Origin of the sequence: Moorena sp. SIO2C4 (assembly GCF_010672485.1) — a bacterium.
GTDB lineage: Bacteria > Cyanobacteriota > Cyanobacteriia > Cyanobacteriales > Coleofasciculaceae > Moorena > Moorena producens.
The window spans coordinates 1-2,074 of sequence record NZ_JAAHGN010001216.1 but is presented as its reverse complement, the minus strand read 5'-3'; the positions used below and the strand labels follow the sequence as shown (position 1 = coordinate 2,074).

Annotated in this window: 2 protein-coding genes and 1 pseudogene; 2 read left to right on the top strand and 1 reads right to left on the bottom strand. The window is 45.5% G+C overall.

Annotated features, from left to right (window positions below; translation table 11 throughout):
* Window positions 1-1,206 (bottom strand): translation elongation factor 4 (lepA, locus tag F6K20_RS35780; RefSeq protein ID WP_287297990.1); only part of this gene is annotated, 1,206 nt, incomplete at its 3' end.
* Window positions 1,207-1,381: 175 nt separating this feature from the next.
* Between lepA and F6K20_RS35775 the strand changes: the two genes are divergently transcribed.
* Window positions 1,382-1,666, top strand: coding sequence for a type II toxin-antitoxin system CcdA family antitoxin (locus F6K20_RS35775; RefSeq protein ID WP_008178707.1), 285 nt, complete (start codon window positions 1,382-1,384; stop codon window positions 1,664-1,666).
* A 132-nt stretch (window positions 1,667-1,798) separates the two neighbouring features.
* Window positions 1,799-2,074, top strand: a pseudogene (locus F6K20_RS35770) (histidine kinase); the annotation flags it as partial.

Genomic DNA, 2,074 nt, shown 5'->3' with positions numbered 1-2,074 from the left:
TTCCCGTTCTTGGGGGGATGGCAGGGTACTCGGATTATCAATTTCAAGGACTTCTCCCTGATTGGTGGTCACTTGATAGACCACTGAAGGGGCGGTGGTGATTAGCTCCAAATCATATTCCCTTTCAAGGCGCTCTTGAACAATTTCCATGTGCAGCAAGCCTAAGAAACCACAGCGGAAGCCAAATCCCATCGCAGAGGAAGTTTCTGGTTCGTAGTTCAGGGCAGCATCATTGAGTTTCAGCTTATCTAATGCCTCCTTTAAATCCTTATACTGGTCAGCATCAGTGGGAAACAAGCCACAAAAAACCATCGGTTTGGCTTCAGTGTATCCCGGTAAAGGGTCAATAGCTGCTGCTTTTGCTAAAGTAATGGTGTCACCAACACGGGCATCGGCTACCGCCTTAATGGCAGCAGCCAGGTAACCAACTTCACCGGCGTGGAGTTCATCCACTTGGACTTGGTTAGGGGAAAGCACCCCTAGCTCATCAATTTCGTACTCCTTGCCAGAGGCCATCAAGCGAATGCGATCGCCTTTTTTTAGAGTGCCATCGACCACTCTGAAATAAACGATTACGCCACGATAAGCATCATAGTAACTGTCAAAAATCAACGCCCTTAGGGGTTGCTCTACGGTATCGCTTGGAGGTGGAATTAGATGTACAATAGATTCGAGGATGTCTTCGATACCGATACCTTCCTTGGCTGATGCTCGAATCGCTTGGCTACAATCAAGACCAATGATATCTTCGATTTCGGTACTTACCCTTTCCGGTTCAGCTCCAGGCAAGTCTATTTTATTTAGAACGGGAATAATTTCTAGATCGTGTTCAAGGGCTAGGTAAACATTTGCTAGAGTTTGAGCCTCTACACCCTGGGATGCATCGACTACCAACAGTGCTCCTTCACAAGCCACTAGTGAGCGGGACACTTCATAGGAGAAATCCACATGACCGGGAGTGTCAATTAAATTGAGAACGTACTCGTGACCATCGCTAGCAGTATAGTTCATCCGAGCCGCTTGCAGCTTAATCGTAATTCCCCGCTCCCGTTCCAAATCCATATTGTCCAGGAACTGTTCTTTCATCTGGCGGTCGCTTACGGTACCAGTAGCTTGCAGTAGGCGATCAGCTAAGGTCGATTTCCCATGATCAATGTGGGCGATAATCGAAAAATTGCGAATATGAGAGACAGGGGCATCAGTCATAAGCTATTGGTATAAACCCAGTCAATAACTGGTCTATTGAGTTCATGCTTCACTTAATGTATTTTAATGTTTTCCGTCAGAGGTAAGGGTACTATCCCTGGAATGGTTATAAGTGAGCCAGGCTAATTGTCAGTTATCGTAAAGTTATATTAGTAGTGTTATTAGCCCATCGATTATGAATGATCATGCCTTACATCAAGAGGGTTTGCTTGAAAACCACCTTGAGTCTACCAAAGCTACTAACGTAGATCTATCACGTTCAGCTGACAAAGAAGAAATTTCTATTCATTTGGATACGGAACTCTTGGATCAAATCAAACACTTGACTAATGATCCGAGTAAAGTAATAGAAACGGCAATTCGTCAATGGCTTAGGGGTGAAAGGGGAACAGATCAGGAATTAGCCCGTACCTTTGACCGAAATCCTCCCCTGCCGCCCCGAGGTGAGTGGAACGATTGATAGACAAGAGGTAAAGGCATCTACTTTGAGACGTTGCCATTGGCTCGTGGGTTAGGGTTGGTTGGTTGCATTTACTTGTTGAAACGGGAACTGAGGCTCCCGGTGTTGCTTGTAGTTTCCAGGTTTCTTTTAATGGCTGCACCTGTGAATTTTCAATGTTTTCAAACTGGATATATAAATAGGCAATCCGCTAGTGCACAAGGTGATTCTAACTTTTTGCAGGGTTTAGGGTGTGAGCTGGTTTATACTCAAGAGGCATCGGGTAAATGCCTTTCTTTTTACTGGCAAGCTGCTGAGCAATATGGTCTGAGTTTGACACAAGTGGTGGGACTTCCCCTAGAAGATGCATTCTGCCCGACTGAAGCCGAAGCCTACCAAGAGAGGCTTCAGAGAATTTTGAGCAAGCGA

Excerpts from the sequence above, each read along its gene's own strand:
- F6K20_RS35775 (WP_008178707.1), top strand. The coding sequence starts at position 1,382 with ATGAATGATCATGCCTTACATCAAGAGGGTTTGCTTGAAAACCACCTT.